Below are 15,430 nucleotides of genomic sequence, written 5' to 3'. Positions count from 1 at the left end.
GTCAAATCGACGAATCTGTAATCAGAACAAGCCGAGCGGGGCTTCATTGAGGCTGACGTAGACGTTCTTCTTCTGGGTGTAGGCTTCCAGGATCGACTTGTGGGTTTCGCGTCCCAGGCCGGATTTCTTGTAGCCGCCGAAGGGGGCGTGCGCCGGGATCTCGTGGTAGGTGTTGACCCACATCCGCCCGGTTTCCACGGCCCGTGACACGCGCAGCGCGCGGTTGATGTCCTGGGTCCAGACCGCGCCCGCCAGGCCGTATTCCGAGTCGTTGGCCATGGCGATGACGTCCGCTTCATCCTTGAACGGAATCACGCACAGGACGGGGCCGAAGATCTCTTCGTAGGCCACGCGCATGTCGTTGCGCACGTCTACCAGGATGGTCGGCTGGATGAAGAAACCGTCGTCGTAGCCCGGCCCTGTCAGACGGCCACCGCCGAGCAGCACCGTGGCACCTTCCTGTCTGGCGATATCGATGTAGCCAAGGATGCGCTCCATCTGGGTCTTGCTGACCTGGGCGCCCATCATGGTCTCGGGGTGCTGCGGATCACCGACGCGCACGGCTTCGAATTTCTGCTTGAGCTCACCCAAGAAGCGCTCGTAGATCGACTCGTGCAGGAACAACCGAGCGCCGGATTCGCAGACCTGGCCCTGGTTCCAGAGAATAGCGAGCGCCGCGCCTTCCACGGCCTTGTCCCAGTTGGCATCGGGAAACACGATGTTGGCCGACTTGCCGCCCAGCTCGAGGGTCGCCGGAATGAGTTTCTTCGCCGCCGCGTCGGCCACCCGATGGCCGACGCCTGTCGAGCCGGTGAAGGCAAGCTTGCGCACGCCCGGATGATCCAGCAGCGCCTGGCCCGCCGAGGCGCCGGTACCGGTGACGATATTCACGACCCCGGCAGGCAGGACCTGGGCGAAGATCTTCGCGAGCTCCAGGATGCTGACCGGAGTCAGCTCCGACGGCTTGATGACCACGGTATTGCCCGCTGCGATGGCCGGGGCGATTTTCCAGGCCGCCATCAGCAATGGGAAGTTCCATGGGATCACCTGGCCGACCACCCCCAGCGGTTCGCTGAGCACGATGCTGAGGGTCTGTTCGTCCAGCATTACCGCCTCGTCGGAGTGGCTGCGGATCACGCCGGCGAAATAACGAAAGTGATCGATTGCCAGCGGGATATCGACGCTGCTGCTTTCACGGATAGGCTTGCCTACGTCGAGGCTTTCCAGATAGGAGAACCGTTCGGCGTCGGCTTCCAGCAGGTCGGCGATCTTCAGCAGCGCGTTGGCGCGTTCGATCGGGGTGGTGCTACGCCAGGTTTCGAAGGCACGTTGCGCGGCCCTTACCGCACGGTCGACATCGAAAGCCGTGGCGTTCGGGATGCTGGTGAGAGTTTTCCCATTGGCGGGATTGAGGATGGCGAGGGTTTCCGCACTTTCACCTGCAACCCACTGGTTGTCGATGAACAGGCCGTAGCTGCTGTCGGGAGCATGGTTCGGGCGGATATCGCTGGACGCTTGCATGAGTACCTCCTGAGGTACGAGGGTGGGTTTCGAATTAAGCCTATTTGCGATATTTAGGTATGTCAATATCCAGTTTCCGTTTTGTCACCTCATGTGTATGCGCCACGGTCCCGCACCCGGGGAAGCGCCGGCTTGACTTTATAGACGATCGGTCTAAATTGAAGCGATGAACACCGCCAAACCTTCGGCCCGCAGGGGTCGACCTCCCAGGATCAATCGAGAGCACGGCGACACGCGCGAGGCCCTGCTGCGTGCCGGGATGGAAATACTCACCGAGCAAGGTTTCGTTGCCACCGGTATCGACACCGTGCTCAAACGCGTCCAGGTGCCCAAGGGGTCGTTCTATCACTACTTCGACAGCAAGGAGGCCTTCGGCCAACAGGTCCTCGAGCGCTATGCCGCCTACTTCGCGCGCAAGCTCGACCGCTGGCTGCTGGACCGGGACGAAGCCCCGCTGAAACGACTGAGGAACTTCGTCGAAGACGCCAAGGCCGGCATGGCTCGGCACCAGTTCCGGCGCGGTTGCCTGGTCGGCAACCTGGGGCAGGAGGTCGTGGTCCTGCCGGACAGTTTCCGCTGGCAGCTGGAGCAGGTCCTGCTGGATTGGCAGCAACGCCTTGCCCGTTGTCTGGACGAGGCAGTCGAAGTGGGCGAGGTCGCTCCCGATGCCGACTGCGACGCCCTCGCGGCTTATTTCTGGATCGGCTGGGAAGGCGCTGTGCTACGTGCCAGGCTGGTCCAGGAGATCCATCCCCTGGATGTCTTCCTCCAGGGGTTTTTGAACGGCATCGCGCGGTGATTCGTTTTTATCTGTTTATAGACGACCGGTCTAAAAGGAGGTGAATGTGTTCAAGGCAATCGTGATCGAGAAGGACGCTTCGGCGTATCAGGCCCGGCTGACCGAGCTGAATGACGAGCAATTGCCCGAAGGTGATGTCACCGTGCGGGTGTCCTACAGCACGCTGAATTTCAAGGATGGGCTGGCCATTACCGGCAAAGGCCCGGTGGTGCGCCAGTTCCCGATGGTGCCTGGGATCGATTTGGCCGGCACGGTGGAGACGAGCACCCATCCCCGATACCAGCCTGGAGACAAGGTGTTGCTCAACGGATGGGGCGTGGGCGAAACCCACTGGGGAGGCTTGGCGCAGAAAGCCAGGGTCAAAGGCGACTGGCTGATTCCGCTGCCCCTGGGCATGACCGAACGGCAGGCCATGGCCATCGGCACCGCGGGCTATACCTCGATGCTGTGCCTGATGGCGTTGGAACGCCATGGTGTTCGGCCGGATCAGGGCAGGGTTCTGGTCACGGGCGCCAACGGTGGGGTGGGGAGTTTCGCGATCGCGCTTCTGGCACACAACGGCTATTCGGTCATCGCCGCGACAGGCAGGCCCGAGGAGGCCGACTACCTCGAGAAACTGGGCGCGGAAACGATCATCCACCGGTCCGAGCTCTCGGAGCCCGGGCGCCCCCTCGGGAAGGAGCGCTGGGCGGCGGCGATCGATTCCGTTGGCAGCCATACCCTGGCCAATGTCTGCGCCGGCACCCGGGCGGAAGGGGCGGTCGCCGCGTGTGGCCTGGCTCAGGGCATGGACCTGCCGGCAACCGTGGCGCCCTTCATCCTGCGGGGCGTGAGTCTGCTGGGCATCAACAGCGTCACCCAGCCTTATCTCCGGCGGGTCGAGGCCTGGAGCCGCCTGTGCACCGAGCTGGATCTGGAGAAATTGACCAGGATCACCCAGGAAATCGCTCTGACGCAGAGCATCCAGGCGGCGGATGATCTACTGCAGGGGAAGGTGAGGGGACGTCTGGTCGTGGACGTGAACCGCTGAAGTTATCCCATGGCATTCGGGGCGTAATGACGCTATCACCTGCGCCGGCGCAGTAGTACCCACAGAAGTTCGGGCGGCTGTAGCCGCCCGGGCGGAGCGAGCGCCCCTCGCTCGTGCACGCTCAGTTTCCCTCGCCCCGGGTTTGCCCGGCATTGCCACGCAGGCGTCCGGACCTTCCACGAGCACCACCAGGCTTGCGCCCAGCAGTGCGACGTCCTTGATCAGGGAAGGAGCCAAGCGCATTCAGCCATGGGAAGCCACCGGATTCGGTTTCCCAGATGGGCAGCGCGAGCATGGTCGATACGGTCGTCAGAAAGGTGAGGGCGGCCCGGCGAATGGCTCGGTTTCTGGTCCTGCCCAGGCACGGATGCTGGCCACAGGAGCAGGCAGCCACCGTTGGATCGTTCAACAGCTAATTGCTGGAAAAGATCGAAGGCATGGTGAGGCCAATGTGTTCTATTTCGCGGTGTAAGCGCTCGATGGTCGAGACGCTTAGCGGAACACCGTCCTCTATGCATTGTTTGCGGTGACTTTCGGCACGGTCACCTGGCACTCGGACAGCGCTTACGCCAGGGCGCGGCGGATTCGTACGGCAAGCATTAACCAGCCAGTCGGTCTGTCGAGTCAGGGCATCCAATCCAGCAAACGCCTCCGGATCCCAGGCCTGTAGCATGACCTGCGTGCAGGTGCCGCCGGGGTGATCAGCACGCCCCACCCCGGAAAGCCCCTGGGTCAAGGCCTCAGTCAGTAGTGCCAGGTTGTATCCCTTGTGCCCATGGTCAATTCCGCCAATCGGCAACAATGATCCGCCCTCAGCCAGCGCGGTCGGGTCATCTGTGGGTATGCCTTCCACAGTCAATAGCCAGGGGTGTGGGTAACGTTCGCCAGCGGCGGCCAACTGTTGGGCACGATTGAGCGTTGTGATCGAGGCGCTGATGTCCAGCATGATCGGGTTTTGCCGCGTCGGGAAGCCTGCGGCCAAGGGGTTTGGTGTAAATAGCCGTTGTCGGCCTCCAAAGGGAGCAACGACCGAGACGGATGCAGTCGAGCAACTGATCAAAAGTATCAGGCCCTGCTCGGTTGCCCGGCGCAAGTAGGCGGCCAGGGCCCCGATGTGGTGGCTTTCGGCAATCAACAGTGTTGCCTGGCCGAATTGCCGGGCTCTGGGCAGCAGCACGTCCAGGCCTCGACTGACCAGCCAGGTACCCGGCAGGCGCCGCCCATTCCAGACCAAGCATGCGCCACGATCTGAGCAGACCTCGTAGTTTCCCGCACGAAGCATCTCCCCTCGGCGACCCGCGTCCAGGTAGCGAGGCAGGAGAGCCAGGCCATGAGTCGAGTGCCCAATCAGATCCGCCTCCAGCAACACGTCGGTCATCGCCTGGGCCTTTTCTGCTTCGAAGCCGTTCGCCACGAAGAGGTCCATCGCCAGCGTTTTTAGTTCGTCCAGCGGGAAACGCTGTAGCTCTACCATATGTGCCCCAAGCGGTATGCGAATGATGGGGTAGCCGCCATGTCAGGAGTTCGAATCAGCGAGTCGGCGTTCTTTTGCCCTGTTGCGCTGTTTCAGGTAGCGCTGCAAGAGGATGCCGGCGACGGCTACTACGGTGACTGCAATGAAGGTGCCGGAGATGGGGCGGGTGACGAAGGGAGTGAGATCCCCTTGGCCAAAGGTTAACGCTCTTCGCAGGTTAACCTCGAAAATCGGTCCCAGAATAAAGCCGAGAATAAGGATCGCGAGCGAGAAGCCAAAGCGTTCCAATATCAGTCCCAGCGCGCCGAAGGCGAACATCAGCCATACGTCGAAGGTACGATTCTCCGCGCTGTAGGCACCTACTACCGTGAGCACCAGCATCATCGGCAGGAGAAAATGCTTTGGTGTCAGCAGTAGACGCGGTACGACCCGAATGGTCGCTAGCTGGAACAGGAAGATGGCTACGACAGCGAACAGGAAGGCGACATAGATGTCCGCGATGACGTCCGGACGTGACACAAACAACAGCGGCCCCGGTTGCAGGCCGTGAATCATGAAACCGGCGATCAGCAACGCTGTCACGGTGTCCCCAGGAATCCCCAAGGTCAGCAGCGGAAAAAGCGCGCCGCCTGCCGCGGCATTGTTGGCCGACTCGGCGGCCCACACGCCTTTAACGGTACCAGTGCCGAACTCCTCGGGTGTCTTCGAAGACTGCTTGGCAACCGCCCAAGAAAGCATTCCGGCGGCAGCTGGGCCGAGCCCGGGTAGGATGCCGACGAAAACACCAAGGAACGAGGAGCGCAGTATATTGATCAGGTTGCCGGTCACCTCCGATAGGGTGACACCGAACCCTTTCAGATTGAAATCGAGCTTGACCTCGGTATCCCCTCGGTGCACTTCTCGAACCATCTGCGCCACGGCAAACAGCCCCACCATTACTGGCACGATGGCGAGGCCGCTGATCAAATCGGTATTACCGAAGGTCAACCGCATCACTCCGTCGATAGGGGCGATGCCTACCAGGCTTAGCGACATGCCCAGGCACGCCATGAGCAGCCCCTTCACCATCGCACCCTGCGACAGGAGAATAACTAACAACAGCGCGATCAAAATCAGAACGACGAATTCATACGGCCCCATCTTCAGGCCGAAGCCGGCAATCAACGGCGCGCAGGAAACCAAGAACAGAAGACCCAGCAGGCCCCCGCAGAAGTTCGCCAATACACCGGTACCCAAGGCCTTTAGCGGAAAGCCCTTTTGCACAAGTGGATACCCGTCGAGTGTGGTCGCGATGGAGGAAGCGTTGCCAGGTATGCGCATAAGCGCTGCGCCGTACAGGCCTCCACAAATGGCTCCGATGTAAATGGTTGTGAGGAAGCCAATCGCCGTACCCGGCTCTAGTTTGAAGGTGATCGGTAGCAGTACGGCAATGGCTAAGGTGGCATTGAGCCCGGGTAGGGTCCCAACGAACAGGCCAATCAAAGCACCGATGCAAAGCAGGCCTAGCTGCGAGGGAGTCGCCAGCAGGCTGCTGATACTCGCGAAGATTGTCTCGAACATGTTGCGCTCCTAACCAAAGAACCAGACATGCGCGAGGGGAACGCGCAGCACGCCATACAGCAACCAACCCAATAGACCGGTGAAAAGCGCGGCGACGACCAGCGAGAGGGCAAGAGCGCGTAGCGAGTGGTCGCTGAGCATGAACATCGTCACTGCGAGGAAGGCGAAAGTAGGGAAGGAAAAGCCGAACCATACGAACAGTGCGGCATGGGCCACTCCGGCAGCGATAAAGCCCAGCGCCGTTCCAAGCCGTCCTTTACCGATTGCTAGGCATTCTTCCGAGCGTGGCGCGATGACCAGCACTGCGCCAAGCAGTGCGATCATCGCGCCCAGGATCGTCGGCAGGAATCCCGAGCCGACATCCCCCAGCCGGTTGGCCGTTGGCAGGTTCCAGCCATACAGCGCGAGCGCCAATCCGACAACCACGAACAACAGACCAAAGCAGCGGTCCGCATTGAGCTTGCCGATCATTTGCCGGAACTCTTGATGGTTTTCTGGAAGAAATTGAACTCACGCTCAAGATGCGTCTTAGTGGCTTCGGCATCCCTATATACCGGGAGCTGATCGATGCGTGCGGTTGCTTTGGCGAAGTCGTCGCTCTCGACAATCTTCTTCAGCGTTTCTCCGAGGCGTTGCTGCAGGGCATCGGGCATCGAGGCGGGGGCGTAAAGCGTATAGACCAGAGGCACGGCCAGGTCGAGATTGGCGGACTTTGGCAGTGGCCAGTCCGGATGCTGTGGATCCGGGCGCTCGTTAAGCAATGCCAGCACCTTGAGCTGGCCGGCATCGACATACTGCTGTGCCGTGTTCTTGGCAAGAAGTGCGAGGTCCGTCTGCTGGCCAAGCACCGAGGTCAGTTTGTCTGAATCGGTACCGATGTCGACGCTGCGTAGCGTATCGCCAGACCATGTTTCCAAGGCATCGCTCATGGTCTGCCCCATGCCTCCGAAGAAGCTGGCGATTACTACCTTGCCGGGATTGGCCTCCGCATAATCATGCAGCTCCTGCAAGGTGTTGTATGGCGCATCGGCCCGCGCTACCAGCACGTTGTCTGCTTCGCTGATGGTGCCAATGGCTGCGAAGTCCTTGTAGGTGATTTCGGTTAGGCCGAACACTTTTGCCGAATGGAGTAGGGCGTGGGTGATCATCAGCGTGCCGCCATCGCCTTTGGCTGCCAGCACCGTATTTGAAGCGACGATGCCGCCACCGCCGCCCTGATTGACCACTATTACGGGCACGCCAACTTCTTTTTCCAAGAATGGCTGAAATGTGCGGGCGATCAGATCGGTTGGCCCACCGGGCGATCCAGGGACATAGACACGCACTTCGCGGGTGGGCCACTTATCCTCTGCACTGACGCCAGTTGCGATAGTCGCAGAGGCGAGGCATGCGGCGGCGAGGGTCAGGTTGTAGCACAGTTGGCGTAGCATCTTGTTGTTATCTCCGTGAGGCGGGCGACCAAATCCATCACGGCTCGGTCGCGGCTGTGGCGCTCGTTAAACGAAAGGTCGTACCGATGGAGTGAGGGAAGAATGCAGAACGTTGCGAAGCGTGAAGATGGCGGACGGATGCCGCCAGTGGTGCGCAGGTGGCGCAACCCGGAGCTTCGGTGTTCGGTTCGCAGATGGCTCACTGAGGTGAAGGCCAGACGGAATCGCATATGCCATGGCGGATGGCTCCATTGTTCTTATCTTTATTCGCGTTCAGGCAAGCGTTTCCGCCTTGCCCTGTGCTTGGCCTGATCTTAGACAGCAGTTCCCCATCAGGTCAACCATATTGAACTCTGTTCAGTATGATGAATTGAGCGGAGCGTGTCCCGGCATGCCCCGCAGGCCGTGCTCAGGGTGTCGGAGGGGGGATCGCAGAGGCGAGCGGCAGCAATGGCCATGTTGCGCGGCGTGCTCGCGCGCGGGCTTCTTGAAGCAGCAGAGAGACCGCCGTTGGATGATGAAAAGGAAGTTATGTTGCGGCTATATCTGTTGGGCAAGTCTCTCTACGACCTGAAACAGCGCGTTCTTGTGCTCCTCGATTCGCTCTTGGCTTTGTCCTTCTTTTTGCGCTGTCACGCTTATGGCGATAACGCCGTCCTCCCGGGAGGCGGTTTGCACTGCCATGGCTACGCAGCTTACGCCGGGCAGTACTTCCTCATCATCGATCGCGAACCTGTCCCTGCGTATCTGGTGCAGGCGGTCGCGCAATTGGTCTGGGTTGGAGATCGAACGCTCGGTAAGCGTTGGCAGCGTGCGGATGCCGGTCAGACGCTTTTCAAGTTCGTGCGAAGGTAGCGCGGCGAGAAGGGCCTTACCAATGCCCGTGCAGTTTGCAGGCACACGCCGTCCGATTTCGGCGCGCAGCCCCAGGCGTAGCCCGCTGTTGCAATCTTGGCGGGCGAGATACACAGCGTTCAGCTCTTCGTCCAGCACCGCTAACTGCACCATGGCATTCAATTCGGGCGGCATGAACTGGCAGGCATTGTAGAACTCTCGAACCAGATCGACGCTAGACACGTAGGCCGAGCCGAGCTGAACCAGCCGACGGCCAAGCTGATAACCGTCAGAAGAGCGGCGTATCAGTTGGCCTTCGAGCAGTTCGCTGCAGAGATTCAAGGCGGTGGACTTGGGTATGTCGAGCGCGCGTGAAATCTCTGTCAGGCTGAAACGGTGTTGCGGCGTGGCTTCAAGCAATGCCAGCAGGCGGATGGAGCGTTCCACGGCCGGCGCAAGGATGCGTCTTTTGTTGGTTTCCATGTCGTTACCCTTTCACTGAGCCGTCGATTCTATATGTGGGGCAGTGTTTCCAGGTAGCCGATGAGGGAAAATCAGTGAACTGTTATTCAGTATGCTGACTCCTGGTTATTATGCTGGGCCTCGCTCGAGGCTTTCCTTTCGCCAGTTGCTGGCCTTCGACAAGCGCCGGATCCCCTGTTCTGCACCGTCCAGGCGCGTGCTGCGGGAGTGCAGGGGAGGTCGGTCTTGATCCGTTTGCGATCGCCCCGTGGTGTTGCGATGGCTTGCTCAAGGCTTTTCAGCATTGACTGGAAAGGCTTCATTCCTCGCTTGGCTGGGCGAATGGGAACGGAGCGTGACCCCGCAATGATGCTAATCGTACCGGCCGCCAGCGTGCTGGAAGGGCTGGCAAGGGCCTCTTCAAGTGCTCTTCAGGCCATCGCTCCTTGCCTTCCGCTGTGTGGCAGTCCGCACGTATTCATGATTCATTGTTCAGTATGGTGAACAAAACAGAAAAATATGGCCGTTTTAATGGGTAGATTCGTGCTTTTGAATGCAATATATTGAACGTCGTGCAGCTTGATGATTGTAACAATAACAATGGTCCGCAGTGACGGAGGCCGACATGCCTGAACCCTTTCAAGACAGCTCCAGTGACTTCGCTCCTCGGTCGATCTGTCAGCTGGAGCCCACCGATAACGTCGCTATCGCTCTGTGCGATCTGGCGCCTGGTATGGATATCTGTCGGGGCGTGTGCACCACGGAGCTCGTTCCTGCAGGCCACAAGGTCAGTCTGCGCACGCTCGTTGCCGGTGAGGCGATCATCAAGTCGAACGTAGTCATAGGCTGTGCCGCCGCTGACGTGGCGGCGGGCAGCTGGCTGCACAGCCATAACATCACCCCTGCCATTGTCGATGAGCTACCTGTTGCAACATCAGCTCAAACGAAGTCGATCGATACCGTGGACGCCACTTTCCGTGGTTTCCGGAGGGCTGACGGCCGCGTAGGCACTCGTAACTACATCGCTGTGCTAGTCGCGGGGAACTGCGCTGCAACGGCCGCGCGGCAGGTCGCGCAGTGGTTCGATGAGGTCCGGCTTGCCGATTACCCGCATGTCGACGGTGTCGTGCCGATGACTCATGAATTTGGCTGCGGCATGGAAATGACCGGCGAGCCCATGGATCTTTTGCGTCGAACGCTGAGTGGGTGCATCCGTCATCCGAATGTCGCTGCCTCAGTCGTGATCGCTCTTGGCTGCGAGCGCAACAATCTATACGGCTTCCTGGAGCAGGAGGGATTGGTCCCCGGCGATACGCTAAAGACTGTCGTCCTGCAAGAGGTCGGTGGTACCAGGGCGGCGATTGACGCCGGTATCGCCGCAGTGCAGCAAATGTTACCTGTCGCGAATGCGGCTAGACGTGAATCCGTCTCGATCGACCATCTCGCCATTGGGCTGCAGTCGGTACTTCCGGATGGCTTGAGCGCGGCGACCGCCAATGCGGCGCTTGGTGAAGCCGTGGATTTGCTGGTTAGCCATGGTGGTACCGCGGTGCTTTCCGACTCCACGGCATTGGTCCGTCTGGGGGCGGAGTTCAGAGCGCGGGCCGTGAGCGAGGACGTCCGCGCGGCGCTCCAGGAACGGCGCGATTGGTGGCGCCGCTATCATCATGGACGCGATACCCAGATTGCGCGTAGCGGTGAGCAGGATGATGCGCAGCGCGGGCTCAGCAACGGCCGGGACAAGTCTGTCGCCACTTTGCGGATGGCCGGAAACAGTCCAATCCGCGCGGCCGTTCCGTATGCCGGCCCTATCCCCACCAAGGGCCTGGTGTTCATGGATGCGCCAAGTTATGAGGCGGTGTCCGCCACCGGCCAGGTGGCCGCGGGAGTCAACCTGGTCTGCCTTGCCAGCGGTGCCGGCAGTTGTTTCAGCGCGCCGCTGGCGCCGACAGTGAAACTCAGCAGCAACACTGCGACCTTCCTGCGTCTGCAGGACGACATGGACATGGATTGCGGTTCCATCGCAAGGGGAGAGCGAACGGCCGCCGAAATGGGGCGGGCGATCTTCGAGCACTGGCTGCGTATCGCATCTGGCGAAAAGACGCGAGGTGAACTGCTCGGTGTCGGCGACGAAGAATTCGCCCCATGGCCCATCGGCGTGCTGGCCTAAAGGAGCTCTCATGAATACCCCTCTGAAGAACCCGTTCATTCGCCTTGACCCTCGTGACAACGTAGTCGTGGCGCGTGCCGAGATACCCGCAGGCACGCGGGTGGAAAGCGAAGGGTTGACAACCCAGCAGCCGGTACCGGCCGGGCACAAAATCGCCGCACGTTTCATCGCAAAGGGCGAGGCCGTACTCAAGTACAACACGATCATCGGTTTCGCCGCACAGGACTTGGTGCCAGGCACCTGGATGCACAGCCATAACATCAATTTCGGGGACCTGGTCAAAGACTATCGCTACGGGCTCGACTACCAGCCGACCGAACTCGTGCCTGCGGGGCAGCGTGCAACCTTTCAGGGAATCCTGCGGGCGGACGGGCGCGTGGCTACTCGCAACTACATAGGAATTTTCGCGGTTAGCCATCGCGCCGCCACGGTTGCGCGGAAGATCGCCCGTCACTTCGACTCCGCCCGGCTAGACGCCTTTACGCACCTCGATGGCGTGGTGCCGTACGTTCATGAGCAGGGCGCCGGCATAGAAGCCAGTGGCGAGCCGCTTGAGGTATTGAGACGCACCTTGGGCGGCTACATTCGTCATCCGAACACCGCGGCCTCGCTGATCATCGCGGCCGGCGACGAGCGCAACGCGCTGGAAACCTTCCTGCAGCAGCAACGCCTGCATTCCGGGCATCAAGTGCAAACCCTGCGTATCGACGAGGCCGGCGGCACGCTGGCAGCAATCAAGAAGGGTATTGCTTGCATTGAGTCCATGTTGGAGCAGGCCAATGCTGTGAGTCGCCAGCCCGTTTCCGCCGAGCACTTGATCATAGGGATGCAGTGCGGCGGATCGGACGGCTTTTCCGGCCTCTCCGCCAACCCCGCACTGGGGGCAGCCATGGAAATTCTGATCCGCCATGGCGGAACCGCGATTCTTTCCGAAACACCCGAAATCTATGGCGTCGAGCACCTGCTCACCGCGCGGGCGGTGACCCCGGAAGTTGGCCGCAAATTGGTTGCACGAATGAACTGGTGGCTGGAGTACAACCGCGGGCGAGACACCCAGATCAACGGACGAGTTAGCCCAGGTAACAATGCCGGAGGTCTCGCCAATGTGCTGGAAAAAAGCCTTGGTGGTGCGAAGAAAGGCGGCAACGCGCCGCTCATGGAGGTTTACGAGTATGCCGAGGAGGTGACCGCGAGGGGGCTGGTCTTCATGGATACCCCCGGCTATGACCCCGTCTCTGCTACCGGGCAGATCGCCGGCGGCGCCAACATGGTGATGTTTACGACAGGGCGTGGCTCATGTTTCGGTTCGGTTCCCGCACCAACCATCAAGCTCGCCAGCAACACCCCCATGTATCGGCGGATGGAAGCGGACATGGATATCAATTGCGGCGTAATCATCGATGGCGAGGCAACACTGCAGGAATTGGGGCAGCAGATTTTCGAACAATTGCTCCACTACGCGTCGGGGAGACCGACCAAGAGCGAGTCCCTGGGCGTCGGCGTCAATGAATTCGTGCCGTGGCCCATAGGCGTGGTGGATTGAAGTTGCTGTCGCTTAATTCCTATTCGGAGCCCGCAATGTCCATTATTGATCGCCCCTCCAGCAGTCAGGTAGCTATCGAGTCCGCTGCACAGGCGCTGTACGAAGCCGCTGCAGCGCAGCGGCCATGCCAGCCGCCGCGCCAGCTCCTGTCCGCCCACGACTTGGCCGGCGCCTACGCCGTGCAGGACTGCAACATTGCCCGCTGGCTGGGTGACGGCCGCCGCCTGGTTGGCTGGAAGATCGGGCTGACCGCACGTGCCGCACAACACCGCTTCGGCATGGACCAGCCCAATGCCGGCGCTTTATTTGCCGACATGGAGATCGCCGACGAGGGTGAAATCCCGGCTTCGAAGGTCATCGCGCCACGCGTCGAAGGCGAGGTTGCCTTCGTGCTCGGGAGGGATCTGACCGAGGAGGCCCCAACTTTGGCCGAGGTCATCCGTGCGGTGGACTTTCTGCTGCCGGCGCTCGAGATTGTGGACAGCCGTATCGAGGGCTGGGACGTACTGGGTGTCGATGCCACCGCCGACAACGCCGCGGCTGGACTTTACGTGCTGGGTGCACAGCCCGCGCGGCTGGCCAACGTCGACCTGCGTCTCTGCGGCATGACCCTTGAAATCGATGGCACGCCCGCTGCCTATGGCGCGGGCCTGGCTTGCCTCGGTAACCCACTCAACGCACTGCGTTGGCTCGCGGGCCAAGCTGTGAGGCGAGGCCGTGCGTTACGCGCGGGGCAGGTGATTCTGTCCGGTGCGCTGGGGCCGATGTTGCCGATCGCACCAGGCCAGCGGGCAGAGGTCCGCATATCCGGCCTTGGTTCGGCTCGCTGCCATTTCTCCGCCCACTGACTCAGCAGGAGCCTGTTCATGCACACTTCCATGCAGGCCAGTGAACTGGCCGCCATTGCCGAATATCTCGACGAGGCTGCGCGTAATGTGCGGCCTGTGGAACCGGGCGAGCGGTCGATTAGCATCGACGAGGCCTATCAGATCCAGAAACTGTCCGTCGAACTCCGCGAGGCGCGTGGCGAACGAGTGGTGGGCGTCAAGATGGGCATGACCAGCAAGGCCAAGATGCTCCAGGTCGGGCTGAGGGATGCGATCTGGGGGCGTCTCACCGACGCGATGCTGCACGACAATAGAGGCAAGTTGGAGCGGGCGCGCTTCATTCATCCGCGTGCCGAGCCGGAGATCGCCTTCCTGCTACGAAAACCGTTGGAGGGGCGTATCACGGCGTTGCAAGCGTGGGATGCCATCGATGCGATCGCGCCGGCGATCGATATCCTCGACAGCCGATTGAAGAATTTCAAGTTCGATGCTGGTTACGGCATCTCCGATAACTGCTCTTCCTCGGGTTTTTTCATTGGATCTTGGTGCCTTCCCAGTGTCGACGTCGGCAATTTGGGGATGGTGCTGGAGATCGATGGAAGACCCGTCCAGATCGGATCAAGCGCCGCGATTCTCGACCATCCGATTCACTCCCTGATCGCCGCGGCGAGATTGACGGCGGAGCACGGTGGAGCGCTGCGTGCCGGCGACATATTTCTCACCGGAGCGGCGACTGCGGCTGAACCTCTGCAAGTCGGCATGAACGTATGCCTCCAGGTCGAGCATCTTGGCCGCTGCGAATTCAGCGTCACCTGACAGAACAATTTCAATAATAAGGAGTTATGTGTGAATCAATCCACACCGCTTCCCCCCTCCGTTCTGCGGGCATATCAGGAACCACCGCAGAAGATCGAGGTGGATGGTAGCCCCACCTGGATTCTCCGTGGCGCTCACTTCGTGATTGCCCTAACGCGCGCGCACGCTGGCTGCATATTGGAACGAGTCTTTCAGACCGATGAATACCTGCTGCTACTGCCTCCCGGCGTATCGGCGAAAGTCGATGCCGACGGCGAGACGCTTGTCGCGAACGGCAACTCGCTCACCATTGTTCCGCCAGGACCCAGCCAAGCCGTTATCGAGACGGCGGGGGAGGTCGTGCGGGTTTTCTCCGGCCAAGCGGAAGACCTGCTGGCCTTGGCCTCCAATGCCGAAGTGTATCGGCACATGGTCGCCGCCGAACCCGAGATCTGGCCTGAGCCGCATGATGGTTTTCGCTTGCGATACTACGATCTGAGCGCGCATGGCGATGTCAATGGGCCTTTGATCCAGCCGCGGATATACCGTAGCGCCAATCTCATGCTGAATGCGTTCGTGCCGTTCCGCCATGCGCGGCCGACGAATGAATTGCGTCCTCACTGGCATGATGATTTCGAACAGGCCTCCGTTGCGCTGTCCGGCAATTGGATTCATCACATCCGTACGCCATGGGGCAATGACCTGGCTGGTTGGCGTGAGGACGAGCACCTGGAGGTGGGTAGTCCCTCCATTGCGATCATTCCAGAAACGCTAATCCACGCTACTCGTAATTTTGGTGATGGCGAGGCTTGGCTCCTGGACGTTTTTGGACCGCCACGCCTCGATTTCTGCTTGGCTGGCTTGGTAATCAATGGTGACGAATATCCTTTGCCGAGCAATCGGGATATCGAACTGGATGAGCGACTAGTGCCTAACGGCTGGCGCAGATCAAGCACCTAATGACACGACAATCATAAAGAGGATT

The 15,430-nt window shown here is 60.5% G+C and carries 13 protein-coding genes; 7 read left to right on the top strand and 6 right to left on the bottom strand.

What is annotated here, in order from left to right; genetic code table 11:
• Positions 1-21 precede the first annotated feature (21 nt).
• Positions 22-1,521, bottom strand: a complete 1,500-nt coding sequence (locus tag H610_RS0114820) for an aldehyde dehydrogenase family protein (RefSeq protein WP_028240402.1) — start codon at positions 1,519-1,521, stop codon at positions 22-24.
• A gap of 166 nt (positions 1,522-1,687) precedes the next feature.
• On the opposite strand from H610_RS0114820, the gene acuR reads away from it, so the two are divergent.
• Both acuR and acuI read left to right on the top strand, forming a co-directional pair.
• Entirely contained in the window at positions 1,688-2,320 is a 633-nt protein-coding gene (gene acuR / locus H610_RS0114815; RefSeq protein ID WP_201768372.1) for an acrylate utilization transcriptional regulator AcuR, read from the top strand.
• A 46-nt stretch (positions 2,321-2,366) separates the two neighbouring features.
• Positions 2,367-3,350 (top strand): acrylyl-CoA reductase (NADPH), encoded by a 984-nt coding sequence (gene acuI / locus H610_RS0114810; RefSeq protein ID WP_028240400.1) that lies wholly within the window; start codon positions 2,367-2,369, stop codon positions 3,348-3,350.
• 412 nt (positions 3,351-3,762) lie between these two features.
• On the opposite strand, the gene H610_RS0114805 is transcribed toward acuI, so the two are convergent.
• The 5 genes from H610_RS0114805 to H610_RS23965 form a co-directional block, all read right to left on the bottom strand.
• Positions 3,763-4,824: an Ldh family oxidoreductase gene (locus H610_RS0114805; RefSeq protein ID WP_028240399.1), complete on the bottom strand. Its 1,062-nt coding sequence runs from the start codon at positions 4,822-4,824 to the stop codon at positions 3,763-3,765.
• A gap of 42 nt (positions 4,825-4,866) precedes the next feature.
• Entirely contained in the window at positions 4,867-6,384 is a 1,518-nt protein-coding gene (locus H610_RS0114800) for a tripartite tricarboxylate transporter permease (RefSeq protein WP_028240398.1), read from the bottom strand.
• Between the two features lie 9 nt (positions 6,385-6,393).
• Positions 6,394-6,855, bottom strand: a complete 462-nt coding sequence (locus tag H610_RS0114795) for a tripartite tricarboxylate transporter TctB family protein (RefSeq protein WP_028240397.1) — start codon at positions 6,853-6,855, stop codon at positions 6,394-6,396.
• Complete coding sequence (locus H610_RS0114790; RefSeq protein WP_084166463.1) at positions 6,852-7,814, bottom strand: Bug family tripartite tricarboxylate transporter substrate binding protein; 963 nt, start codon at positions 7,812-7,814, stop codon at positions 6,852-6,854. The genes H610_RS0114795 and H610_RS0114790 overlap by 4 nt, the downstream gene beginning before the upstream one ends.
• A gap of 540 nt (positions 7,815-8,354) precedes the next feature.
• Positions 8,355-9,131, bottom strand: coding sequence for an IclR family transcriptional regulator (locus tag H610_RS23965; protein WP_051231779.1), 777 nt, complete (start codon positions 9,129-9,131; stop codon positions 8,355-8,357).
• Between the two features lie 604 nt (positions 9,132-9,735).
• Between H610_RS23965 and H610_RS0114780 the strand changes: the two genes are divergently transcribed.
• The 5 genes from H610_RS0114780 to H610_RS25510 are packed head-to-tail and all read left to right on the top strand — an operon-like array spanning position 9,736 to position 15,405.
• Entirely contained in the window at positions 9,736-11,280 is a 1,545-nt protein-coding gene (locus H610_RS0114780) for a UxaA family hydrolase (protein WP_051231777.1), read from the top strand.
• A 10-nt stretch (positions 11,281-11,290) separates the two neighbouring features.
• The gene (locus H610_RS0114775) at positions 11,291-12,823 is read left to right on the top strand and encodes a UxaA family hydrolase (RefSeq protein WP_028240394.1); all 1,533 of its coding nucleotides are present in this window, start codon (positions 11,291-11,293) and stop codon (positions 12,821-12,823) included.
• A gap of 35 nt (positions 12,824-12,858) precedes the next feature.
• Positions 12,859-13,671: a 2-keto-4-pentenoate hydratase gene (locus H610_RS0114770; protein ID WP_051231775.1), complete on the top strand. Its 813-nt coding sequence runs from the start codon at positions 12,859-12,861 to the stop codon at positions 13,669-13,671.
• Positions 13,672-13,689: 18 nt separating this feature from the next.
• The gene (locus H610_RS0114765) at positions 13,690-14,466 is read left to right on the top strand and encodes a 2-keto-4-pentenoate hydratase (RefSeq protein ID WP_028240392.1); all 777 of its coding nucleotides are present in this window, start codon (positions 13,690-13,692) and stop codon (positions 14,464-14,466) included.
• Positions 14,467-14,496: 30 nt separating this feature from the next.
• Positions 14,497-15,405: a cupin domain-containing protein gene (locus H610_RS25510; RefSeq protein ID WP_152529105.1), complete on the top strand. Its 909-nt coding sequence runs from the start codon at positions 14,497-14,499 to the stop codon at positions 15,403-15,405.
• The last annotated feature ends 25 nt before the right edge of the window (positions 15,406-15,430 follow it).

It is taken from the genome of Stutzerimonas azotifigens DSM 17556 (assembly GCF_000425625.1).
GTDB classification, from domain to species: Bacteria; Pseudomonadota; Gammaproteobacteria; order Pseudomonadales; family Pseudomonadaceae; genus Stutzerimonas; species Stutzerimonas azotifigens.
Note: the sequence above shows the minus strand (reverse complement) of the source record. Positions and strands in the feature narration are given on the sequence as shown.